This is a genomic window from Pseudoruminococcus massiliensis, from assembly GCF_900291955.1.
Taxonomy (GTDB): Bacteria; Bacillota; Clostridia; order Oscillospirales; family Acutalibacteraceae; genus Pseudoruminococcus; species Pseudoruminococcus massiliensis.
Genome location: NZ_OLMR01000005.1, coordinates 72,226 through 96,270, shown reverse-complemented (window position 1 = coordinate 96,270; position 24,045 = coordinate 72,226). Strand labels below are relative to the sequence as shown.

Below are 24,045 nucleotides of genomic sequence, written 5' to 3'. Positions count from 1 at the left end.
TTCGTTCTATAAAAATTAAGCTTTATATTCGCCAATAAGGTCAACATCTATATAGTCTGTAATTTCTACATCTATAATATCGCCAACTGCTGGTTTTTTGCCTTCTACTGTGAAGAAAACCTTGCCATCTACTTCTGGTGCATCTGCAGAGCTTCTGCCATAATAACATTCAGCGTATCTATCAAAGCCTTCAAAGAGGACCTTTATGGTCTTGCCAATCATAGATTCACATTTTTCAGCCATAATCTCTGCCTGCTGTTCCATAATAATATCTCTGCGGTGCTTCTTGACCTCATCATCAATCTGGTCTGGGAATTCTGCCGCTGGAGTATCCTCCTCAGGTGAATACGCAAAACAACCCATTCTATCAAAACGCATATCTCTTACAAACTCTGAAAGCTCTGTGAAATCCTCCTCAGTTTCTCCTGGGAAGCCTGTTATAAAGGTTGTGCGAATTGTAAGATTTGGAATTTTAGTTCTTAGCTTATTGATAAGCTCTGTAAGAACTTCTCTGTCACCGTGGCGGTTCATACGCTTTAATAGCTTACCGCTTGCGTGTTGAAGTGGTAAATCTATATATTTCAGAACCTTAGGCTCACTTGCGATAGTATCTATAAGCTCATCTGTCATTCTATCCGGATAACAGTATAGCACTCTTATATAGAAATTGCTGTCGATTTTACATAGCTCTCTCAAAAGTTCAGGGAGCATACGCTTTTTGTATAAATCTTCGCCATATCTTGAAGTATCCTGTGCGATAAGAATAAGTTCCTTTACACCATTATTGACAAGGCCCTTTGCCTCCTCAACAATATCCTCAATCTTACGGCTTCTGAATTTACCTCTGATTTTTGGAATAGCACAGTAGGTACAGCAGTTATCACAGCCCTCTGCGATTTTAAGATATGCATAATAAAATGGTGTTGAACGCAGTCTTGGAGCATTAATATCAAGACATAGCTTATCAGGAAATTCCTCAACCTTTTTACCCTTGAGAACTTCTCTTACGATATTTGCAATATTGCTATTTGCACCGATACCAACAACAGCATCAATTTCGTAAAGCTCTTTGAGAATTTCAGTCTGATACCTTTCAGCAAGACAGCCTGTAACAATTATAGCTTGGATTCTGCCCTCTTTTTTAAGCTCTGCAAGCTCTAAAATTTCATCAATGCTTTCCTGCTTTGCGTCCTCGATAAAACCACAAGTATTTACAATCGCAACATCACTCATAGCCGGGTCTGCAACAATCTCAAAGCCCTCTTGCTTTAAAGTAAAGAGAAGCATTTCTGCGTCTACTCTGTTTTTTGCACAACCAAGACTTACCATACCGATTTTAGTAGCCATATTTTAAAAATTCCTCCTGCACAGAAGAACTTGAAGGCATAGTTATGCCCTCAAGTGTTATTCATCTTCATATTCTGATAATACACTGTTTATATCATAATAGGAGTATCCCAATGCCGCAAGAGCATTTGCTGTCTTACGGCGGGATTTTATATCTCCGAGTTTATTTCTGAACTTTGTTTCAAGCAATGAGCGAATTTGCTCCTCGGGGTCTGGGGTTAATTCCTCGATAACCTCATCAATAATTTCTCTATCTATTCCCTTTCGCAAAAGCTCATAGCCTACACGCTTAGGTGCGTATTTCTTTCTGCGGAAAAGTTCCTCCGCAAAATCCCTCGCAAACTTTTCATCGTCAACAAGTCCAAGCTGAACCATTTTATCGGCGGCCGCCTCTGCGGCATCATCTCCATAAAGTGGTTTAATCTTTTCGACAAGCTCATTTCTTGAACGGCTTCTATATTCCAAAAGGTAAAGAGCCTTTTCCTTTGCTCGGCTGAGATTTGATTCTATGACAATTTCGTGTAATCTGTCATCGTCGATTTCTGAACCAACTTTAACGCCAGATTTTGCAAGAGCAAAGGTATCAAGTTTCATAGCATATTCGCCATCAATATAGACAGCACTCAAGCCCTTTCTCTTTTCCTCAATAGCTGTAATCTGCATAATTACTCAACCATAATATCAATATCAGCATCATCAATGCGGTCGGATTTCTCCTCTTTTGTATCCTCCGCCTTAATTTCTGCTTTTGGACTTTCAGTTTCTGAGCTTTCCTCATCATCAGATTTAGACTTAACAGACTTGCCCTTTGGCTTTTTAGATATTTGACCAAGGAGTTCGTCCTTATGCTTGAGAGTTTCTTCCTCGATTTCCTTAGCAAGAGCAGGGTCATTCTTAAAAAGCTCCTTGACCTTATCTCTGCCCTGTCCAAGACGATTTTCCTTATAGGAGAACCACGCACCACTTTTCTTGACAACATCAGCCATAACAGCCAAATCAAGAAGTTCACCGACACGAGAAATGCCCTCGCCATACATAATATCAAATTCAGCAACCTTAAATGGTGGTGCAATCTTATTCTTGACAACCTTAGCCTTAGTTCTTGAGCCTATAATCTCACTGCCATTTTTGATAGGTTCACCCTTTCTGACATCAATTCTGACGGTTGAATAGAACTTCAACGCACGACCGCCTGGGGTGACCTCAGGGCTACCATAAACAACACCAACTTTTTCACGAAGCTGGTTGATGAAAATTGCAACGCAATTAAGCTTTGAAATTGAGCCTGTAAGTTTTCTGAGAGCCTGTGACATAAGACGAGCCTGTACGCCAACATGAGAGCTACCCATTTCGCCCTCGATTTCAGCTTTTGGTGCAAGAGCAGCAACTGAGTCAACAACTATAATATCAATCGCACCAGAACGAACAAGTGCCTCGGTAATTTCAAGAGCGTCTTCACCAGTATCAGGCTGTGAAACGAGCAATGAATCAATATCTACACCAAGGGCTGATGCGTAAACAGGGTCGAGTGCGTGCTCAACATCTATAAATGCCGCTGTACCGCCAGCTTTCTGAGCCTCTGCAATACAGTGAAGGGCAAGTGTAGTTTTACCACTGGATTCAGGTCCATAGATTTCTGTAATTCTTCCACGAGGAAGACCACCTATGCCGAGAGCCATATCGAGAGTGAGAGAACCTGTTGAAATAGCGTCAATCTGCATAGCTGGGTTTTGTCCAAGACGCATAACTGCTCCCTTACCGAATTGTTTTTCTATTTGGCGAAGTGCTGTTTCAAGAGCTTTTTCTTTATCAAATGCCACAATAATTCATTCCTTTCTACACTTATGCACTTATCTTAGAAACTTAAAAGTTTTGCTCAAGGCGGAGTGCCTCCGCTGTCAAGACGCGAAATCGGTTTTGCAAGCAAAACCTCGACATTCGCAATAAACTTTTCTAAGACAATTAAAAGTTTTGCTCAAGCTTTTTCAAAAGCTTGCAGGGTTGAGGGACGGAGTCCCTCATAGGTTTTAAGGGCAACGCCCTTAACATTTCTTTACTTCCAAAGCGGTGGACGAAGTCCACCGCTTAATTTTTCCGTAAGCAACATTAGTCAATAAGGCTCGAGCGAAACTTTTAAGTTTCTTGGGGAAGTGCATAAGCTTATCATAGGTTTATTATATCATCTCATCAAAATTATGACAAGCATTTCAAGAACAAATTTTCGATATTTTAATGCACTGTTCCGAAAACTGCCCTATCCAAGCCTGCCATATCTTTCAATACATAAACATCTTCAAAATTATTTTCCTTGAAAAGTTTAACAATCTCATTTGTCAAATCTTCGCCAATCTCGACACCGATAAAACCGTTTCTCTTAACCTTACCTTTCCAATTTTCTATAATAGAATTATAGAAAATCATTCCGTCTTTTCCACCGTCAAGTGCAAGCCTAGGTTCGTGCTGAACTTCTTTTGCAAGAGTTGCTATAATATCTGTTTTTATATACGGAGGGTTTGACAGAACTGCATCAAACCCACTATCTGAAAATTCCTCATAAAGCCTGAATACATCGCCCTTTATGGCTTTGATATTTTCGCAAGCATTACGCTTTATATTTTCTTTGAGATAGCTAAAAGCCTTATCTGAAAGCTCTACTGCAAGAATTTCAGCCTTTGGATAAGCCTTTGCAAGAGCAATAGCCACCGCTCCAGTTCCACTGCAAAGGTCTATTATTTTTGGATTTTCAACGCCCCTGACACGCTTTATTGCCTCTCGCACTAAAATTTCTGTATCATCTCTCGGAATAAGAACACCCTCGCCCACAAAAAGTGGAATATCCATAAAAGTCCATTCTCCGAGAATATATTGCAAGGGATAGCCCGATGAACGCTTTTCAACAGCTGCAAGAAATTCCGCTTCTATCTCTGCTTTTGGTGATTTATCTCCCTTAACCACAAGCTCTGCACGATTTACACCAAAAAAATGCTCTATAAGGCACATTGCATCATATTGCGGGCTATCTATTTCTGCGTTGCGAAAATCTGACCTTGCTTTTCTGTAAAGCTCCGACAATGTCATCCGATTCTGTCCTCTCCGTTTTCAGGAATTACATACTGCATAGCCTTGATAGCAACCTCAGCCATATCAGGGTCAGGCTCTTTTGTGGTAAGATGTTGCATCCACATACCCGGTGCGGAAATTATACGAGTGATTATATTGTCGTGTCTGCCACATACTTTGATAAGTTCATAGCCTAAACCTACGACTAACGGAATACAAAGGACTTTTGTAAGTGTTCTTATAAAAGGATTTGTAAATGGTATGAAACAACCAACAAATATTCCGAGAATAAGTATGATTATAATAAAGCTTGTTCCGCATCTTGGGTGAAATCTTCTTTGCTTCATAACATTCTCAACAGTGAGGTCAAGACCATATTCATAGCAAAAAATTGTCTTATGCTCTGCACCATGGTACTTATATAAGCGTCTGACATCTTTATTAAGTAAGCAAAGTGCCATATATCCGAGGAAAAGCAGTATTCTTATAAAGCCCTCGAATACTGAACGGTAAATCATATGGCTTCCGAGCCATTCTGAATTTGGAATCATCTGCAAGAGGTTAAAAAGCCAAGTTGGTACAAAAAAGAACAGTGCCACGCAAAAAGCAATAGAAATAACCATTGCAATGCCCATAAAGATTTTGAGGAATTTATCTCCGAATTTATCGTCAATCCACTTCTCAAATTTGCTCATTTCTTCTTCAGGCGTTTCTTCTACATCATCAACAGCCAATTCTGCCGACCTCATAAGAGCCTTATAGCCTGTTCCGAAAGAGTCTATCATATTGACGATACCTCTTATAATAGGCACTCTTAATATTTTAGCCTTTTTACCAAGCCCAAGTGGTTCCATTTCTTCAAGCAAAATTTCTCCGTCAGCTCTTCTGACTGCAATAGCAGTTTTCTTCGGGCCTCTCATCATTATACCTTCCATAAGAGCCTGACCACCAATCGAGGTTATCAGCTTTGTTTTTTCTCTTTTTTCCAATCCTATTACCCTCCTTGCAATTTGTTGCTATAAACAAAGTAATTGCCAATGAACTAACGATAGAGCGAACTCATAGTGAAAATATAGGAACAAACTGTCTTCAACCGCTCGACAATTTTGCCATTCGTAGCCATTTATTACTTAACAATTATTTCTTTTGGTTCTTCTGATTCTTCTTTTAAAATCGGTATTGAAATAGAAACTACTGTTCCTACTCCCTCTGTACTTGCAATATCTAATGTTCCTGAATGTAGCTTTACTATCTCATCAGCAACAGCAAGTCCTATGCCTGAACCTCTCTGCGTCTGATTTGCCTTATAAAATTTTTCCTTAACCTTAGATAAGTGCCTTGCTGGTATGCCACAACCATTATCAGAAATTTTAATAACAATATTTTCTTCAACTTGTGATACCTCAATATTGATAATGCCACCCTCTGGTGTGTATTTTAGGGCATTATCTATTATATTTATAAATACCTGTCTTAGTCTATTCTTATCGCCAAGTACAGCCGGCAATATTTCAGGCTCTTCATATATAAGATGTTTATTCTCACTCAAAGCCCTTTCTCTGAGCATATATATGGCTTCGTCAATCTCTGCAAGAATATCTATCTTATCCATTTTAAGAACCATTCGGTTATTCTGTATTCTTGAGAAGTCGAGAAGTTCCTCAACTATTCCGCTAAGACGCTCAGATTCATTAACGATAATCTTCAAGCCCTTTTCCATAGTCTTAGCGTCACAAGAACCGCCCATCTGCATAGTTTCCGCCCAGCCTTTAATGGCGGTGAGCGGTGTTCTGAGTTCGTGAGAAACTGATGAAATGAAGTCATTTTTCATTTTTTCAGCGTTTCCGAGTTCACCTGCCATATAATTTATGGTGTCGCAAAGCTCGCCGATTTCGTCATCATAGAATTTTCCGATTCTTGCGTTAAAATCACCTTGAGCAATTCGCTTTGCTGTATCTCCTATTTCACGAACAGGCTTGACGATTGAACGCAAAAAATATGTACTCGATATAATTATCAAGAAAAGCACCAGAAGTCCAACGAGTGAAATTCCCGATATTGTTATGAATATCCGTCTGTCTGCCTCCTCAAGAGAAACTATATAACGCACTGCTCCGACATATTCATCATCATTTCCATAAATCATTCTGGTGAGAGCCATAACATTTTCGCCCGAATTAAGTTTGCCTGTCCAAGTAGTATATTCGCTTTTTTCATACTTAGCCTGTTCATAATCAGGCATAACCTGTTCTTTATCTGGCTCAAAGCCCGTAGAAGTTATAACAACATCACCGTTTGAGTTTATTACCATAAGCTCCATAAGCTCTTTATCGGGAAAATTCTCGACATAAACTCTCGCAGTAGAGATAAATTCATCTGGTTTATTAAACATATTTGCAAACTCTGATGAGCGACCACTTATAGTCTGCATTATTCCATTGTAATAAAACGACTGCACAAAAAGTGCAAAGATAACTACAATAAGCAGGAGTATTGCCATAATTACACCCATGCTGTTTATAAGCCATCTTTTTGTAATACCTTTCAAAAAACAGACCTCCCGAATTTAAAAAGAATACAACTTTAAAGACTTAGTGTGTAATTATCATTTTTTCTTAGGAGCAATATTTTCATTCTTGCTTGATTTAATCTCATCAGTCAGAATTTTTAGACCATCCATAAGTGCGTGATTTACGATTTCGGTACGACTCTTAAATTCATCGCCCTTTTCCATAAGAATATAATCAAGAACAGTTTTGACATCGCCATCAACTACAAGAGTTATACCTTCAACAGTTCTGCCGTCACTGCTATCCAAATCGCAATGCATAAATACTATCTTACCCATATTTTAAGCCTCCCATTTGTAGCCAAGTCCCCATACGGTGACTATATTTTTTGGTGAGGACGGATTATCCTCTATTTTCATACGCAAACGGCGAATATTAACATCAACGATTTTTTCTTCACCGACATAGTTTTCTCCCCAGACATGACGGAGAATATCACCTCTATCAAGAGCCGCTCCTGGACTTGAAAAGAAATATTCCATAATCTGAAACTCAACCTGTGTAAGGTCTATAAGCTGACCACGCTTTGTGAGTGTATGGTTGCGGAGATTGAGAGCAAAATCGCCTGACCTGATTTCTTCTTTGAAGTTATTTTCTGTACGCATTTCTGCGATAGCAACTCGGCGATAGAGTGCATCAACTCTTGCAACAAGCTCTGACGGACTGAACGGTTTAGTTACATAGTCATCAGCACCAAGCATAAGTCCTGAAACCTTGTCCATTTCCTGTGTTCTTGCAGTGAGCATAATAATTCCGATAGAGCCGTTTCTCTTTCTCAGCTCTTTGCAAACCTGAAGCCCATCCATACCAGGCATCATAATATCAAGAATGGCAATATCGAAATCTCCACCCTTTTGTTCGTATGTTTCAAGGGCAGCCTCTCCGCAATCTGCCTCTGTAACATTATAGCCTGCACGCTCAAGGTTAATTACAACAAATTCTCTTATGGCAGTTTCGTCTTCTGCAACAAGAATATTTTTCATACCTATCCTATCCTTTCGTAAATTTTCAGCTTATCAACATAAAACATTCATCTAATTCTTCCTCGTTAAGGGAAAGCTTATTTTTAGAATTGTCTATTTTAACGACATAATAGTTGTTATCTGTTTTTTGCAGCAAAATCTTTTCGTCTGAAATTTCGGAATCCCATTCTTTTTTTGAATAGACATAAATCGTAAATAACTTATCACCTATATAGCCTGTGTTTGTTTCATCAGAAAGCCATTGATATACTGAAAGAGTTCTATTTTCATTATCAACCCTTGCCGTAACATAGGTAGGCCAAATATTTTTGTTATCTGTAATCCATTTTTCAGGCATTTTGAAATAATAACCGTCCTTATAATTTATTATCATATTTAGAATACCCTTAAATGAATTTGTCTTTAGCTGATATTGATTCCATGTTGTAAGACTACATATAGTTGAGGTATCTTCTTTGTTTCCTGCTGGCATAGTAGCTACTGACGGAATTTCGATTATACCATCATTATTTATATCTTTGCTTATAGTAGGAGTTGTTCTTGTAGATACATTGGTATTTGCAGAGGTATGCAATGCTGTACTCAGTGGATTTTTAAGAGCCTGTTCTTTACTATCCCAATATATAATTTGTGTTGAAATCGTTCCGCTATGATTTTCACCATCAATAATCAAAGCTCTTGTATTAGAATCTACCATACCGACACATGCATTTAAAATTCTTGTAAGCTCAGCATCAAGTGGTACAGATGAACTCAACATAGGACGCTTTTCATTCGTAGAATACTTAAAAAATTTCGCAAGAGAACCATCATCTTTATTAGCAATAGTAAGCAATATTAACTCTGATTGATTGTCATTATCAAAATCTGCACAAGCAAGCTCATTATATGTTGAGTCTATTGGCATTTCACGAATCTGGTTATGTTCATCATCAAAAGCATATGCACTTATCTGTTTCTCATTGCTTCCAAAAGAAGTCCAGCCTATAAAAAGTTCAAGCTTACTATCACCATTTATATCAGCAAAGAACATTCTGTCAACACCTGCGGCACTACTTTGTATATTTGCAACGCTCTCCCATGATTCTCCCTTTTTGGTCATAATCATAAGATTAAGCTTTGTATTTTCACCGCCTGATGAAAATAACGCAATAGCCTCATCAGAACCATCATTATCTAAATCCTGCATGGTTACTGCTGAGCGATAATCTCCAGATTGTGGATATACAAATATAAAGCCTGAGCCTGCTTTTTCTTCTATTATATTTTGAATTTCCGCCTTATCACCAGTCGGTCTTGGCGGACGCATCATATTCCCGCCGTCAGTAAAGCTTGCCGAACAACCCGACAACACAGCTACCGACAGTGCCATAATTAAAGCGAGAATCCGCTTTTTCATACATCAATCGTTTCCTTTCCGCTCTTAGGCTTCTTTAAAACAGGCATTTCCTTTAGTTCAACTTTTTTCGCAATAAGGAATTTTATCTTTATGCCCTCATCAGAAAACATCTTTTCGTGTTCGGTCATAAGATTTGGTTCATAGCCTGAATTATGCAAATCACGAGTTATATATACTATCTCAAAGCCTGATTCTGCAAAATATTCAAGGCTTTCCTCAAAAAGCTCATCATCGTCTGTCTTGAAATGAATCTCTCCGCCATCGACGAGAAAATCTCTATATTGTATAAGCTGGCGGGTATGTGTAAGACGGCGTTTCTTGTGCTTTCCACGAGGCCAAGGATTACAGAAGTTTATGTAAATTCTTTCTGCATAATCCTCTTTGCCAAGCATATTAGAAACAAGCTCAATATTATGGATAGTTAAAATAACATTTTCTGGCTTTTCGTTAGTCTTTTCAAAAGCTTTTACAATATTACGCTTTGCAAGACCAAGCATTTCGTTTTTAATATCAATAGCAAGATAATTTATATCACGATTAAGATAAGCTGCCTGAGCCATAAAACCGCCCTTACCACAGCCAAGCTCAATATGAAATGGCTGTTTTTTGGGGTAAAGCTCTGCCCATCTTCCCTTATAGTCATCAGGATTATCTATATAGAAACCACATTCGAGTAATTCAGGTCTTGCCCAGGGTTTATGTCTTATTCTCATAAAATCTATCACCAAATTCTAAAAAGTAAAAAATAAATAAAAAATCACATAATATTATACCAAACTTTAATATAAGTTATTTTCTATATTAGAATTATATGTCGATTTCTGAAAAAAAGGTATCGCCCGAAAGCAATACCTTAAATCTTAAAATAATTTAGCACTCTATAATTACAGGGAAACCATCAAGTTCGATTTCGCCATTCTTGACGAAAACTGTCTTGCCATTGATTTTATTTTTATATTCGCCGTCCGGAACCTCTGCCTCAACTATACACTCATAGCATCTCATACTAAACGCACCGAAAACAATGCCCTTATCTGACTTATATGTAATAGTTACAGCATTTTCACTGTCATATGCTTTAAGCTCATATTTACCGTTTGTTATAACCTCACTTTGCTTTACACGATAAAGGTTATGCAAAATTGGTGTAAGGTCAAAGCCTGTGTTCCAATCGACCTTATCGTAATCAAAAAGGCTCGGTGTATTGGTATTTTCTGTTTCCTGACCTGCATAAAGCAGAACTGTACCCTTTAGCATATACATAAACGCTGTATAATTGATAACCTCTTGTTCAGTAACGACAAGCTTTTTTGCTCTTGCTCTATCGTGATTTTCAAGACAACGGAGCTTTATATAGTTTTCAGGATAAATGTACTCTTGCTGATTAAGTGCATTTATATATTCGCTGAGAGGAATTTCTCCGTCAACATATGCAAGATACTTTGGGTAAACATCATAATCATAGAGTATATCAAATGCCTGATAAAGCTCCGAATCCGAAAGACAGTTAAAGCCTGTATCACGAGCATATTTAATCAAGCCATATTCAACGGATTCGGCAAGCCATAGGCAATCAGGATTTACCTCTGCGACCTCTTTTCTTGCACGATTCCAGAATTCAATCGGCACTAAGGAAGCAACATCACAACGGAAACCATCTACAATTTTTGCCCACATCTTGAGGGTTTCAAGCTGATAATCCCAAAGATCTTTGTTTGTATAATCGAGGTCTATAACATCTGTCCAGTCGCCAACCTTGTTGCCGAACCTACCGTCAGGCTTTTTATAGAAAAACTCAGGGTGTTCCTTGCTAAGAACTGATTCATGCGAGGTATGATTATAAACAACATCAATCATACACTTCATACCCTTTTCGTGAATGGCTGAAACAAGCTCCTTGAAATCTTCCATAGTGCCATATTCAGGATTAACTGCACGATAGTCACTTATAGAATAAGGACAGCCCAGCTCACCCTTTTTATTAACCTCACCTATTGGGTGGATAGGCATAAACCAAATATAATCAACCCCAAGAAGCTTAATTCTATCGAGGTCTTTCATAACTCCTTTAAAATCTCCGCTTTCGCTGTGATTACGAACATAAACACTATAAATAACCTTATTTTTGAGTGATTTATTTGTATTGCTTGCCATTTGTCGATTCCTCCAAAATATTTTATAAAAAATTTTTGTAAATCATCTTTTTATATTTTACACCAAGCAACAAATAAATACAAGTGATTTTATGTAAATTTCCAACAATAATTATGCAATATTTTTTGCACCTCCATAAAGAGCATAATTCGGAACTTCACCGACAATTATAGTTTCTGCAATTACGACAGTTGTTGTCACGCTTGTATTTTCACTTACTGGCGGAACTAAAACCGTCATATCAGTTGTTATAGTAAGTGAAAGCTTGTGTACAGTTTGGTTAATGCCACCACTTTCAAATTCTGAAACGAAGTCTGTTTCTGTGCTACCTGACATAGAGATATGTAAAGGAATATCAGGTCCACGCATATATAATAAATTAAGTCCCATAAGAGTTCCCATTGGAACATCAATTCTACGGCTTTTTATATCCTCAAGCTTTTCACCCACTCTAAGGCTGACTTCGGTTTTTAGCTTATTGACATTTGCCATATTTGTTGCGATTTCGAGTACAGAACCATTTTCCGCTCGTGTAGTTTCGGCAAGCTTTTCATAGGAAAGCTCCAATTCGTCCATAACCTCTGAAACGGCTTCATTTATTACTTCTGTGCAAAGTCTTTTTCCTTGAACAATCGCAATAGCCGAAACTGTTGGTCTGACACGAATTTCGAGAAAAATAAGAAACAATAATAATATAACAAGCACAATAATAAGCCAGCGTTTTAATCTTCGTCTTTTTTTAATAGCTGCAACAGTCATAAAAAAGCCCCTGTGCCATTATACACAGAGGCTTTGTCTTATGTTACTGCTTACTAACAGATTTTCCTAAGACAATTAAAAATTTCGCTCGAGCCTTTTTAAAGGCTCGCAGGGTTGAGGGGCGGAGTCCCTCATGGGTTTTAAGGGCGAAGCCCTTAACATTCTTTGCTCTCTAAACGGCGGACTTTGTCCGCCGTTTAATTTCTTTTGTCAGCAACATTAGTCATTAAGGGCGGACAAAGTCCGCCCTTAAAATGCAAGAGATGTTAAGGGCTTCGCCCTTAAAACCCACCAAAGGCTCCGCCTTTGGAAACCGCAAGCTTTTGAAAAAGCTTGACCAAAACTTTTAAGTGTCTTATGGGAAGTGCTTTAGCTAATTACATAAAGAACAAATGCTCAATCAAAATCTTTGTGCCTATTCCTATGAGAACTATTCCGCCAAGAATTTCTGCTTTATTTGAAAGCAATGAACCGAATTTTTTGCCTAAATATACTCCAGCAAAAGAAATTACAAAGGTTATGACACCTATCATCAAAACAGCTACCAGCATAAGCATTATGGTGCTTGCCCCTACTGCTGATGGCAAAATAACTCCTGTTGCGAGTGCATCTATACTTGTAGCAACAGCCATAAGCAAAAGTGTCTTTGTTGATGTGGCGGTTTTATTGTCCTTTTTTTGAACTTCTTCGCCCTTATATTCCTTAATTCTATCCTTAATCGCCTCAATAAGCATATTTCCACCAATAAGCAAAAGAAGTATAAAGGCTATGTAGTGGTCAACGCTCTCTATGAGCTGTTGTCCAGCCTTACCAACTATCCAACCAATAACTGGCATCATAAATTGAAAGATTCCGAATGCTGCTGCAATCTTTATAGCAAAGCTTGGCTTAAAGTTCTTTACAATAGCTCCATTTGTTACAGATACTGCGAATGCGTCCATCGCAAGACCTACGGCAATGCCTATAACTGCAATATAATCCATATAAATTACTCCTCAAATTTTTAAAGCTTTGGTTTAGCCATTATCCTTGGCCTTTGTGGTAATTCAGGCATTTTAGAGCTTGCCCTGATTTTAACTTTCTTTTTTGGTTTACGCCTTGGCTTTATTCTTTTCCATAGTTTTGCTAACAAAACTGATATTAACAAATAAAGCTTATGAAATAATATTCTGAATGGATTCGTAATAAAAAAATATATTTTTGCAAAAAAATTAGTAATAGCTTTTGAGCATTTTAAAATAATCTCTCCGACAAAAAGATAGAATAGGAAAAAGCCTATTAGTTCACCAAAAACAACATAATAACGCAAATTTCCCCAAGTCATCAATACTGAATAGAAAAATGTTGTAAATGTACACACAAGCATAAATAGTATATCCATAACAAACAACAATTTTTTGCTTGGAGGAGATATTATTTTTATTATACCAATAGCGGTATATATCACCGCAAGAATCACACCCAAAACGCAGGAATATATAAAAGCCTGCGTCTGAGCCTCTAAGGTAAGCTCCATAGGCAGATTCTCCTATCTAAAAAGTCTGGAAAAAAATCCGCCATTATTTTTGTTAATTTCCTGATAGCTGAGGGAATCTATTCTTCCCTCAAGGCTAAGTTCGCCACTCTCTACGCTAAAGCCTTTAATCTGCAAAGAATCGCCTTTTATAATCAACTCGCCAATATCTGTAATAAGCACAACTGTTTGTTCATCAAAGCTATCAACATCGGATATGCCTGTTAAAGTAAGTGTTTTTCTATCTTCCATAATAAGGTTATGCTTGCGTTTCAAAGCTTTACCATTTTCCTGCATAACTAAGCCCTCCCGAAATCATCTCTTAAGCAATTATATGATTTCGTCCATAAATTTATGAATGGAGGCGGAGTGCCGCCGTGGTCAAGACGCGGAATCGCTCGACAAGTCTCGCTCGTGATAGATTAGAGAAGATTGTTGACGCGGTCAAAAACTTTACCAATGAACTACCAATTAACTAATAAACTTTACCCTAGACCTTAAAAGTTTCGCTCGAGCCTTTTTAAAGGCTCGCAGGGTTGAGGGACGGAGTCCCTCATGGGTTTTAAGGGCAAAGCCCTTAACATTCTTTGCTCCTAAAGCGGTGGACTTTGTCCACCGCTTAATTTTCTCTCGTTAGCAACATTAGTCATTAAGGGCGGACAAAGTCCGCCCTTTAAATGCAAGAGATGTTAAGGGCTTCGCCCTTAAAACCCACCAAAGGCTCCGCCTTTGGAAACCGCAAGCTTTTGAAAAAGCTTGACCAAAACTTTTAAGTGTCTTAGATAAGTTAATCAGCTAAACGGTAGTTCATTGGGAAATTTTCCGACCGCGTCTTGATGGCGGCGGCTCGCTGCTGCTTATTCTAAAATCTTATACATCAAAGGGGCATCTTCTTTTTTGGCATATTCATTTATGCTGACGACCTCTGCTTTTATCGGCTTTGTGCCAAGAGCTATCTCTAATACATCACCAACCTTTACATCATAAGATGCTCTTGCCGGTTTGCCATTAACTATAACTCTACCCGCATCACAAGCTTCATTGGCAACTGTTCTGCGTTTGATTATTCTTGAAACCTTTAAATATTTATCCAATCTCATATATTTATCCCTCCATAAATAAAGAAATCCGACTGCCACTGCGTAGTCGGATTTTCTGAATAGAATTTTAAATTACTTATTGACAGCGTCCTTGAATGCCTTGCCAACCTTGAATGCTGGAACCATAGATGCAGGAATCGGTATCTTTGCACCTGTCTGTGGGTTGCAGCCTTCTCTTTCTTTTCTTTCTCTTCTCTCGAATGTACCGAAGCCTACGAGCTGAATCTTCTCACCCTTAGCAACTTCTTCTACAACTGTGTCGAGGAGTGCATTAACTGCTTTTTCTGCGTCCTTCTTAGAGAGTTCTGCTTTTTCTGCAACAGCAGCAATAAGTTCTGTCTTGTTCATTATTATATTCCTCCTACTTCATCGAACTCATAGAAATGAGTTTCTTTTTGAGTATATATATCTAAGCCTTACTTTGATGAATTTTCTTCGAGTTTTCTAAAGTTCTCTGTAAAATCATCACAGGCACGATATAGCGATTCTTCTGGGTTTACATCAACCATAGCCGCAAGATTAATAACTGAGAAAAGCAATTCACCGATTTTACGGTTATTTTCTGCCTTGTCATAAGAGACCTTTGAAAGAGCCTTCAACTTTTCTTCTGTATCCTCATATGCAGTTTCATAGCTTTTTGGTGCATAACCTGCTTTTTTAGCCTTAGAACGAATTTTATCCGCTCTCATAAGTGCTGGCAAGGATTTTGCAACACTATCCATAGCCTCGCTTGCTTTGGTCTGGGACTTGGTTTTCATCTTAATATCGTCCCAATTTTTGAGGACTTCTTCTGGTGTATCTGCGGTAATATTGCCAAAAACATGAGGGTGACGAATAATCAGCTTTTTGCATATTCCATCGGCAACATCTGAAAAATCAAAGCTATTTTTTTCTTCCTCAATTCTTGAATGGAAAACCACTTGCAAGAGAGCATCTCCAAGTTCTTCCTTTAGAAGTTCTGTATCGTCATTGTCGATTGCCTCGATAACTTCATATGTTTCCTCAATAAGATTCTGGCGAATAGACTTATGGTCTTGTTCCCTATCCCAAGGACAGCCATTTTCACTTCGGAGGACTTCCATAATCTTAATCAGGTCATCAATTCCATATTTATCTTTAAAATTAAAGTCCATAGAAACATCTCCAAACCTCTATAAATGCTATACTTGGTGCTAAAATAGTATACCCTATTAAGACGATATTTTCAAGGCATTTTTGGCATTTTTTATATATTTTTTTAAAACCGTATAAATTATAACTTTTTCAAGGCAATTTGCGTAAAAATTTTGGCTATTTTACTGCAATAAACATCTGAAATCTAAATTTCAAGGCTATTTCAGTGCAACATTTTTATCACCGATTCTTCGTTTAAGCTCTCTTATCATAACATCATTGATGTCTACCCACATATTTCTTGGCACTCTCAAAAGCTTTTTATTATCCTCAAAGTAGAAATATACAGGTGTAGAACCGTCAAATATATTCAAAACCTGCTTTGCACGAATAAATTCATTACATTCTTGATTCTTAAATCTCAGATAAAGCCCTGATTTATCGCTGTTACCCCTATTATTTTGTACTTTTATTTCGGGCTGTTCTGCTTTTTTCTTAGATGAACTATACATCACTTTAAACTGTGCAATCTCGGCATCTGTTTTTGGTGCTGGATAAACTCTGTTGCACAAAATCTTTGTTTCTTCGTCCTCCTTAATACTTACAGTACATTCCGCAAGAATAGCCTTGCCATCTCTTATAAGCGTACTGTATTCCATAAGTGTTTTAGGGAAAACGAGCATTTCTATACTTCCGAATTTATCCTCAATAGTCACAAATGCCATAGTGGAACCGTTTTTTATAATCTTAGTTCTGACCTCATTTATAAACGCAATAACCCTTACACGCTTGCCGTCATTATAGTATGCTGAACCTTCAAGAATATTATTTATAAGGTCGGTATTTAGAGCCTTAGACGCATTTTCATATTCTGCAACAGGGTGCCCCGACAAATAAATACCAACAACCTCTTTTTCAAGCTTTAAGCGTTCATTTTCGTCAAATTCATCTATGCTTTTTAGCTGATATGCGGGTTCTTCATTATCATCACCCATACCGAATAAATCAAGCTGTCCTGCGACATTATCACGATGGTCTCTTGCAAGAGAATCTATCAAGCCATCAAGCGAATAAAGCATTTGTCTGCGATTTGCACCGAGTTTATCTAAAGCACCACACTTTATAAGACTTTCCACCGCTCTTTTATTCATATCCTTGCTATAAACTCTACTGCAAAAATCATAGAAAGAAGTGTATTCGCCATTTCTGCGTTCATTTATTATATTTGTGATAAAACCTTTTCCGATATTCTTAATAGCCATAAGTCCGAAACGGATATTCTTTCCGCATACGGTAAAACCAATATCGCTTTCATTTATATGAGGCGGAAGAACTCTGATATTATGCTTCATACAATCATCAATATATACGGCAACCTTGCCCGAATTATCAAGCACGCTTGAAAGCAAAGCTGCATTATATTCACAAGGGTAATGACATTTGAGATATGCCGTTTGATACGAAATCATAGCATAGCAAGCTGCATGAGCCTTATTAAAAGCATAGGACGCAAAGCTTTCCATCTCTGCGAATATTTCCTCGGCAATGTTTCTTGGAATACCTCGTCTTATACAGCCTTCAACCTCAATACTGCCGTCCTCTCGCAAAAGTCCTTCTATAAATATTTTGCGTTCGTGTTCCATAACATCAGCTTTTTTCTTGGACATCGCCCTTCGCACAATATCCGCTCTGCCAAGAGAGTATCCCGCAAGGCTTCTGAAAATCTGCATAACCTGTTCCTGATAAACAATACAGCCATAAGTAACCTCAAGTATAGGCTTTAAGAGTTCGTGCTTATAGGTTACTTTTACGGGATTATGGCAGTTTTCGATATATTTCGGAATAGAATCCATAGGTCCTGGGCGATATAGCGAAATAACCGCAATCAAGTCTTCGATAGTTTCAGGCTTTAGCTGTGTAAGAACATTTCTCATACCGCTTGATTCAAATTGAAAAACGCCCTCGGTATCACCCTTAGAAAGCATTTCAAAAACCTTTTTATCGTCATCGGGAATATTTTTTATTGAAAAAAGCGGTTCTTTTTTACGAATCATCTTTTCTGTATCATCAAGAACAGTAAGATTTCTAAGTCCGAGAAAATCCATTTTCAGCAAGCCGAGTTCATCAAGTGTAGTCATTGTAAACTGTGTTACGATAGCTTCATCATTTCTTGAGAGCGGAACATACTCGCTTACAGGCTTATCAGTTATAACTACACCTGCTGCATGAGTTGTTGCGTGACGAGGTGTTCCCTCAAGCCTCATAGCCATATCAATCAATCTATGTACGGCTGGTTCGTTATTATATCTCTGTGTAAGCTCATCAGAGATTGTAAGAGCCTTTTCGATAGTCATTTTCAAGTCATAAGGCACAAGCTTTGCAACGGAATCAACCTCCGCATAAGACATTGCCAAAGCTCTGCCGACATCTCTTATAGCACCTCTCGCCGCCATTGTTCCGAATGCAACTATCTGTGCCACATGGTCAGAGCCATATTTTCTTATGACATAATCTATAACTTCCTGTCGCCTGTCTTTACAGAAATCCACATCAAAATCAGGCATACTTACTCTTTCTGGGTTAAGAAATCTCTCAAAGAGCAGATTATATTTAATTGGGTCTATTCCTGTAATGCCTATGCAATATGCCGCAAGACTTCCTGCACCTGAACCTCTGCCCATTCCAACAGGTATCCCGTTCTTTTTTGCATAGCTTACATAGTCGTTTACAATAAGGTAATAATCAACATAACCCATTTTGATTATTACAGAAAGCTCATATTCAAGCCTATCAGTAAGGCTTTGACTTGGATTTTCGCCGTATCTTCTATGAAGTCCCTTATAACACTCCTCACGAAAATACTCTATATGATCTTTACCGTCTGGAACATCAAAGCGTGGCAATTTTGTCTTGCCAAATTCAAATTCAACATTACAGCGTTCCGCAATCTTAACTGTATTTTCGTAAGCTTCCGGCAAATTCGGAAAAAGCTCACGCATTTCTGCTTCACTTTTAAGATAAAATTCATCTGTTGGAAACTCAAATGAATTTTCGTCCTCTATTGTATGGTTTGTCTGTATGCAAAGCAAAATTTTATGCAAATCCTTATCTTCACGCTTGATATAATGACAGTCATTCGTCACAACAAGCGGTATATCACATTCTTTAGAAAGCTTTATTATATCTGAATTTATGCGTTTTTGCTCAAGTATTCCGTGGTCTTGAAGTTCAAGAAAGAAATTATTTTCGCCGAAAATTCTCTTATACTTCAAAGCTTTTTCCTTTGCAAGCTCATAATTTCCACGCATAAGAGCCTTAGGAATTTCACCCGCAAGACAAGCAGAAAGTGCAATTATTCCCTTGTGATATTTTTCCAAGAGTTCCTCATCAACTCTTGGTTTACCGTAAAAACCGTCTATCCAAGCCATAGAAACAAGCTTTATCAGATTTTGATAGCCAACATTATTCTCGCACAAAAGCACCATATGGCGATTTTCTCTATCTAATTCTGCGACTTTATCAGTATATTTTCTTGGAGCAACATAGACTTCACAGCCAATAATCGGTTTTATTCCCTCTTTTTTAGCAGCTTTATAGAAATCAATAACGCCATACATACAACCGTGGTCAGTTATGGCTATTGCTGGTTGAGATAATTCTTTGGCAGCTTTTACAAGATTTTTTATCTTGCAAGCACCGTCAAGCAGGCTATATTCAGTATGGACATGAAGATGTACAAAACTCATGGTATCACCTCACAAATAAAAATAGCTAATAAACTCCTAAGAAGACACTTAAAGTTTAGGTCGAGCCTTTTTAAAGGCTCGCAGGGTCGAGGGACGGAGTCCCTCGTGGGTTTTAAGGGCGAAGCCCTTAACATTCTTTGCTCCCTAAGGGGCGGACTTCGTCCGCCCCTTTATTTCTTCTGTTAGCATCAGTAGTCAAACAGGGAACCCCCTGCGAGGGTTCCCTACGAAAAACATTCCACTGGAATGTTTTTCTACCCTCCTGCGCTCTAAGAAGCATAAAGTATTTCTCCGTCTGCGGACGGCGACCAAAGGCTCAAGCGAAACTTTTAAATGTCTTAGGGAAATCTGTCAACTAATTGATTGCCTGATGCGATTCCGCGTCTTGACGGTGGAGGCACTCCACTATCCTAATTCTTCGGCTAATTCCATTATTCGCTCAATTCTATGATTAACTCCAGAACGGCTTATCGGCGGACTTAACATCTCACCCAATTCCCTCAAGCTACTTTCCGGATTTTCTACCCTCAAAATTGCTAACTCATACAAATCATTCGGCAAGGATTCTAAACCCCTCTTTTTCTTTATCTTATCAATAGCCAAAAGCTGTTTTGCAGAAGCCTTTGCAGTCTTATTGCTATTCGCCGTTTCTGAATTTATTTTACGATTAACAGTATTTCTTACAGATTTAAGCATCTTTTCTTGAATAATTTGCAAGGCTGACATCTGAGCACCTATTAAAGTAAGAAGGTCGGATATGCCATCGCTGTCTTTCAGATAGACAATAAAACTACCCTTGCGATTGATAATCTTGGGCTTTACTGCTAATTGTTCTATCTCCTCGATAAGATAAGATAAATCCTTTGCAAGATTCTGAAAAGGTGAAACAAATTCCAAATGATAATCCTTTTGTGGGTCGGTAACATTTCCGTATGATAAAAAAGCCCCCCTCAAAAATGATGGAAAGCTTTCCTCTGAATCAAAATTTGCACGATTTATATGCAAACTAAGTTCATCACTGCTATGACCGAAAAATTTAAGCAAAATATTTCTACTTGGAAAGTCTGGAGAAGTAACAGTAATCTGCTTATCTCTAAGAGATTTTCTGTTCAGCGGTATATTAACATCGAAAATACTACCTGTAATCAGCGTCATAAGTAGAGAATATGTTCTTGCAATCATTGGACTTTCTGTTGCAAAAAGTACCTTATCTGAACGCTGTAATTTTGAAAAAATAGTCATTCCATAAGCCTGATCCTTCATCTCAGAAATAGTTTTGCACTCCACTCCAGCAAGCTCAGACTTAACCTCTTGAGAAAATGACATCTACTGCACCGCCTTATGTTCTTCTTATATCTCTGTGGTGAACTGACGCACGATAACCTTTTTTAATAAGATATTCATAAAGGTATTGTGCAGTTGCAACAGAACGGTGCTTGCCTCCTGTACAGCCTATTGCAATCATAAGCTGGCTCTTACCCTCATCGCAGTAGAGCGGAAGCATATATTCGATAAGAGAAATAAGTCTTTCAAGAAAACCCTTTGTCTGGTCCCACTTCATAACATAATCATAAACATTCTTATCAAGGCCAGTGAAGTTTTTAAGCTCTGGAATATAAAAAGGATTTGGCAAACATCTTACATCGAAGATAATATCCGCCTCTGATGGTGTTCCATACTTAAAGCCAAAGGACATACAGTTGACAACAAGTCCGAATGACGAATCGCCAAGAAATAATGCGGAAATTCTCTCCTTTAGCTGTGAAGGCGAAAGAAAAGAAGTATCTATTATGTAGTCTGCACGATTTCTTACCGTTTCAAGCAAGCCTCTCTCAAAGCTTACCGCATCTGAAGTTGAGCCGTGATAAATATCTGCAAGAGGGTGCTTACGCCTTGTTTCTTTATATCTTCTGAGTATTACCTCGTCCTTTGCATCGAGATAGAGGATTTTATAATTATTGTTATTGCTTTTGAGCTTGTTAAGTGCATCAAACAATGCGTCAAAAACATCTCCGCCTCGAATATCAGTAACAATTGCAACCTTTTTAAGATGCTTGTCAGTCGATTTTTCGCAAAGCGAATAAAATGTCGGTATCAGTACAGGCGGAATATTATCAACGCAATAATAGCCAATATCCTCCATAATCCTCATAGCGTTGGATTTTCCTGCTCCTGAAAGCCCTGTTATAATTATAAATTCCATATATAACACCTCGTTTTATGTTCCAATAAATTTTACCTCACAGTGAAGCTCTACACCCTTTTGCTTATACACCTCTTTCTTGACATATGCAATAAGATTTTTAACATCTTCACAAGTGGCATTATTTTTATTTATTATAAAGCCTGAATGTTTTTCGCTGACCTCAGCTCCTCCGACACTTGCCCCTTTAAGTCCACATTCCTCAATAAGTGCCGCCGCAAAATATCCCTCAGGTCGCTTAAATGTACTTCCTGCACTTGGGTATTCAAGTGGCTGTTTACTCTTTCTTTTGCCCATCAGTTCGTCCATTTTCTCTCGAATTTCATTTTGTGATTTATTTTCAAGCTTAAAAAGTACATCTGTTACAATATATTCCTTATCAGTAAAAACACTTCTGCGATAACTAAAATTAAGCTCATCACGCTTAAAGCTTTTTAGAATGCCATTTTCATCAATGTAGCTTACCGCCTCGACAATATCTTTCATCTCTCCGCCATAAGCACCTGCATTCATATATGCCGCACCACCGACTGTGCCAGGTATTCCCCATGCAAACTCCAGCCCGCTAAGCGAATTTTTAAGTGCATAGCTACAAACAGACGCAAGAGCCGCTCCTGAACCGCAACGAATCAAACCGTCTTCAGTAAGGCTCATTTCAGAAAATTCTCCGCCAAGTCTTATGACAATTCCTCTTATTCCATTATCTGATATAAGAAGATTTGAGCCTTTTCCTATAATGAAATATGGAATTTCATTTTTCTTACATAGACAGATAAGTTCCGCAAGGGCTTTTTTTGTCTTAACTTCGCAGTATACATCGGCTTTTCCGCCAATTTTAAAGCTTGTGTGCTTATTCATTGGTTCATCAAGGTTAATTTCTATATCTTCATTTGTAAAAATATTCAAAAAATCAAAATTATATTTCATAAGCAGACAAATTCTCCTATTTAAAGAGGTATGTTCCTTTCTCTCAAATAATCTAAAAAACTATCACCAATCAACAGATTTCTTTTCAGGTTCTGCATCATAAACTAATCCCAAGCTTGCAAGAAGTTCCTGTGCGGCATTATATCCCATCTTTTTCTGTCTGTTATTCATAGCGGCAACCTCAATAATAACCGCTAAGTTACGACCAGGCTTAACAGGTATAGTCAAAATCGGAACTTCTATTCCAAGAATATCTGTCATTTCGTTATCCATACCCATTCGGTCATATACTTTCTTATTATCCCAAAGCTCAAGGTTGATAACCATATCAATATTTTCTGTTAGCTTAACAGCACCCATACCGAAAAGTCTTCTTGCATTTATAATACCGATACCTCTTAATTCTATAAAGTGTCGAATATTTTCAGGTGCCGCACCAACAAGCGACTTTTTAGAAACCTTGCGAATTTCGACAGCATCATCTGCAATAAGTCTGTGTCCACGCTTGATAAGCTCTATTGCAGTTTCGCTCTTACCAACTCCACTATCACCAACAATCAACAAACCTTCGCCGTAAACCTCAACGAGAACACCATGTCGGGTAATTCTTGGAGCAAGCTCTACATTCATATAAGAAACTATCGCCGCAGAAACCTCACTTGTAGCGTCAGCAGTACGCAAAATAGGAATCTGATGTTTTTCAGCAGCATCCATAAGTTCGTGATAAGGGGTTATTCCTCTTGTAACAATAACGGCAGGAGGTTTCATTGCAAATATTCTGTCTATTACATGCTTTCTCTGCTCAGAGCTGAATTTATTAAGATAAGCATTTTCAGTATTTCCGATAAGCATAAGACGGGTATTATCGAAATAATCAAGAAAGCCTGTAAGTTCAAGACCAGGACGAATGACATCTCTTGATGTAATAAGAATATCATCAGGATTGCCCGGCATATATGCAGTATCAAGCTGAAGTTCTTTTATAACCTTAGTTAATGAAACAGAAAAATTATTATCCATAAGAAATTAGCACCTACTTTCTTCTGATTTTACAAAATTCCGATTCTTGAAGCATAAAATTTCAGTAAACTTTCTATAATATTATACAATAAATTTTCAAAAAATAAAAGCCCCAAAGTTAATTAATCTTACCAATATTTTTTATCACTGT

General features: G+C 37.9%; 23 protein-coding genes. All 23 read right to left on the bottom strand.

Translation table 11 applies throughout. The features are described 5' to 3' along the window. Positions 1 to 15: 15 nt before the first annotated feature. The 23 genes from rimO to hprK all read right to left on the bottom strand — a co-directional run bounded on the left by rimO (position 16) and on the right by hprK (position 23,894). Positions 16 to 1,347: a 30S ribosomal protein S12 methylthiotransferase RimO gene (gene rimO / locus C9914_RS07915; protein WP_106764604.1), complete on the bottom strand. Its 1,332-nt coding sequence runs from the start codon at positions 1,345 to 1,347 to the stop codon at positions 16 to 18. 57 nt (positions 1,348 to 1,404) lie between these two features. Then, positions 1,405 to 2,010 (bottom strand): regulatory protein RecX, encoded by a 606-nt coding sequence (locus tag C9914_RS07910; protein WP_022265628.1) that lies wholly within the window; start codon positions 2,008 to 2,010, stop codon positions 1,405 to 1,407. A 2-nt stretch (positions 2,011 to 2,012) separates the two neighbouring features. Continuing rightward, entirely contained in the window at positions 2,013 to 3,167 is a 1,155-nt protein-coding gene (gene recA / locus C9914_RS07905) for a recombinase RecA (protein ID WP_118366119.1), read from the bottom strand. 409 nt (positions 3,168 to 3,576) lie between these two features. Next, positions 3,577 to 4,425, bottom strand: a complete 849-nt coding sequence (gene prmC, locus C9914_RS07900; RefSeq protein WP_106764600.1) for a peptide chain release factor N(5)-glutamine methyltransferase — start codon at positions 4,423 to 4,425, stop codon at positions 3,577 to 3,579. Continuing rightward, positions 4,422 to 5,396, bottom strand: a complete 975-nt coding sequence (locus tag C9914_RS07895) for a DUF1385 domain-containing protein (protein WP_022265631.1) — start codon at positions 5,394 to 5,396, stop codon at positions 4,422 to 4,424. Before C9914_RS07895 ends, prmC begins: the two co-directional genes overlap by 4 nt. 137 nt (positions 5,397 to 5,533) lie before the next feature. Then, positions 5,534 to 6,955: a sensor histidine kinase gene (locus C9914_RS07890; RefSeq protein WP_022265632.1), complete on the bottom strand. Its 1,422-nt coding sequence runs from the start codon at positions 6,953 to 6,955 to the stop codon at positions 5,534 to 5,536. A 57-nt stretch (positions 6,956 to 7,012) separates the two neighbouring features. Further along, positions 7,013 to 7,255 (bottom strand): hypothetical protein, encoded by a 243-nt coding sequence (locus tag C9914_RS07885; protein WP_022265633.1) that lies wholly within the window; start codon positions 7,253 to 7,255, stop codon positions 7,013 to 7,015. 3 nt (positions 7,256 to 7,258) lie between these two features. After that, entirely contained in the window at positions 7,259 to 7,960 is a 702-nt protein-coding gene (locus C9914_RS07880; protein ID WP_022265634.1) for a response regulator transcription factor, read from the bottom strand. A gap of 25 nt (positions 7,961 to 7,985) precedes the next feature. Then, positions 7,986 to 9,359: an FG-GAP repeat domain-containing protein gene (locus tag C9914_RS07875; protein ID WP_106764598.1), complete on the bottom strand. Its 1,374-nt coding sequence runs from the start codon at positions 9,357 to 9,359 to the stop codon at positions 7,986 to 7,988. Further along, positions 9,356 to 10,072 (bottom strand): tRNA (guanosine(46)-N7)-methyltransferase TrmB, encoded by a 717-nt coding sequence (trmB, locus tag C9914_RS07870; RefSeq protein WP_106764597.1) that lies wholly within the window; start codon positions 10,070 to 10,072, stop codon positions 9,356 to 9,358. Before trmB ends, C9914_RS07875 begins: the two co-directional genes overlap by 4 nt. Before the next feature lie 157 nt (positions 10,073 to 10,229). Beyond that, positions 10,230 to 11,513 carry an alpha-amylase family glycosyl hydrolase gene (locus tag C9914_RS07865; RefSeq protein ID WP_022265638.1) on the bottom strand — a complete coding sequence of 428 codons (1,284 nt, stop codon included), beginning with the start codon at positions 11,511 to 11,513 and terminating at the stop codon, positions 10,230 to 10,232. 111 nt (positions 11,514 to 11,624) lie between these two features. After that, positions 11,625 to 12,272: a sporulation protein YunB gene (gene yunB / locus C9914_RS07860; protein ID WP_106764595.1), complete on the bottom strand. Its 648-nt coding sequence runs from the start codon at positions 12,270 to 12,272 to the stop codon at positions 11,625 to 11,627. 377 nt (positions 12,273 to 12,649) lie between these two features. Continuing rightward, a complete protein-coding gene (locus C9914_RS07855; protein WP_022265640.1) occupies positions 12,650 to 13,255 on the bottom strand; it encodes a manganese efflux pump MntP in 606 nt (201 codons plus the stop codon). Positions 13,256 to 13,275: 20 nt separating this feature from the next. Beyond that, positions 13,276 to 13,788, bottom strand: coding sequence for a spore cortex biosynthesis protein YabQ (gene yabQ / locus C9914_RS07850; protein ID WP_022265641.1), 513 nt, complete (start codon positions 13,786 to 13,788; stop codon positions 13,276 to 13,278). A gap of 12 nt (positions 13,789 to 13,800) precedes the next feature. Continuing rightward, entirely contained in the window at positions 13,801 to 14,082 is a 282-nt protein-coding gene (gene yabP / locus C9914_RS07845; RefSeq protein ID WP_106764594.1) for a sporulation protein YabP, read from the bottom strand. A gap of 560 nt (positions 14,083 to 14,642) precedes the next feature. Then, on the bottom strand, positions 14,643 to 14,885 hold the full coding sequence (locus tag C9914_RS07840; protein ID WP_022265643.1) for an RNA-binding S4 domain-containing protein: 243 nt from the start codon (positions 14,883 to 14,885) through the stop codon (positions 14,643 to 14,645). A gap of 72 nt (positions 14,886 to 14,957) precedes the next feature. Next, the gene (locus C9914_RS07835; RefSeq protein WP_022265644.1) at positions 14,958 to 15,233 is read right to left on the bottom strand and encodes an HU family DNA-binding protein; all 276 of its coding nucleotides are present in this window, start codon (positions 15,231 to 15,233) and stop codon (positions 14,958 to 14,960) included. 68 nt (positions 15,234 to 15,301) lie between these two features. Next, the gene (gene mazG, locus C9914_RS07830; RefSeq protein ID WP_106764592.1) at positions 15,302 to 16,018 is read right to left on the bottom strand and encodes a nucleoside triphosphate pyrophosphohydrolase; all 717 of its coding nucleotides are present in this window, start codon (positions 16,016 to 16,018) and stop codon (positions 15,302 to 15,304) included. 198 nt (positions 16,019 to 16,216) lie between these two features. Next, on the bottom strand, positions 16,217 to 19,744 hold the full coding sequence (locus tag C9914_RS07825; protein ID WP_106764591.1) for a DNA polymerase III subunit alpha: 3,528 nt from the start codon (positions 19,742 to 19,744) through the stop codon (positions 16,217 to 16,219). A gap of 405 nt (positions 19,745 to 20,149) precedes the next feature. Beyond that, positions 20,150 to 21,070 carry a DNA-binding protein WhiA gene (whiA, locus tag C9914_RS07820; RefSeq protein WP_106764589.1) on the bottom strand — a complete coding sequence of 307 codons (921 nt, stop codon included), beginning with the start codon at positions 21,068 to 21,070 and terminating at the stop codon, positions 20,150 to 20,152. Between the two features lie 13 nt (positions 21,071 to 21,083). Beyond that, positions 21,084 to 21,947, bottom strand: a complete 864-nt coding sequence (gene rapZ, locus C9914_RS07815) for an RNase adapter RapZ (RefSeq protein WP_022265648.1) — start codon at positions 21,945 to 21,947, stop codon at positions 21,084 to 21,086. Between the two features lie 15 nt (positions 21,948 to 21,962). Further along, the gene (gene murB, locus C9914_RS07810; RefSeq protein WP_106764587.1) at positions 21,963 to 22,874 is read right to left on the bottom strand and encodes a UDP-N-acetylmuramate dehydrogenase; all 912 of its coding nucleotides are present in this window, start codon (positions 22,872 to 22,874) and stop codon (positions 21,963 to 21,965) included. Between the two features lie 63 nt (positions 22,875 to 22,937). After that, complete coding sequence (gene hprK / locus C9914_RS07805; RefSeq protein ID WP_022265650.1) at positions 22,938 to 23,894, bottom strand: HPr(Ser) kinase/phosphatase; 957 nt, start codon at positions 23,892 to 23,894, stop codon at positions 22,938 to 22,940. Between the last annotated feature and the right edge of the window lie 151 nt (positions 23,895 to 24,045).